This window comes from Mesorhizobium sp. M0587 (assembly GCF_040320945.1).
Classification (GTDB): Bacteria; Pseudomonadota; Alphaproteobacteria; order Rhizobiales; family Rhizobiaceae; genus Mesorhizobium.
Genome location: NZ_JAMYQP010000119.1, coordinates 1 through 608 on the forward strand (window position 1 = coordinate 1; position 608 = coordinate 608).

The 608-nt window shown below is 51.8% G+C and carries 1 pseudogene; it reads left to right on the top strand.

Going from position 1 to position 608, the window contains the following annotated elements:
• Positions 1-387 precede the first annotated feature (387 nt).
• Positions 388-608: pseudogene (locus tag NKI49_RS33275) on the top strand (glycosyltransferase family 1 protein); the annotation flags it as partial.

Below are 608 nucleotides of genomic sequence, written 5' to 3' on the forward strand. Positions count from 1 at the left end.
ACGCTTTGCGGATGAAATAGCGGGAAAACGTTGGTTTCGAAGTCGATCTTCATGTCAGTCCCCGCAATTGCCTTTGCTCGACCTCGCTCCGGTCGCGCAGGCGAATCAATTTAACATCCTGGCCATTTTATATCCCGCGAGTTGAACGCAAATACGGCGAGGACGTTGTCCACGAGCATTCCCGTTACTCGTCGTCGCTCGGAAATTCGACAGCCGCGCCTTTTTCGCATTCGGCGGCAAGGCGGCGACCGAGGCTCACCACTTTATCTTGGAACAACTCGCCCGATCGAAAGTTAGGAGTTGGTGTCTAAGCTTAGTTCTCCGCCACACGCCATTAACAAATGTTATTCGAACAAAACACCGTCGCCTATAAAAAGGAATATTTCCATGGAAGCAGCCTTGGGCAGGGTAACCGCTAGTAAACGCGCCATCCGAGACAATCTAACGGTCTGCTTCTCCCACCTGCGATGGAACTTCGTTCATCAACGTCCGCAGCATATTCTCACTCTCGCTTCCGCACGGCAGAGAGTGGTCTACTTTGAAGAACCTCTTTTCGAAGAACTGCCACAGCCGCTATTACGGATGAGCGAAGCATCGCCAACCATTCT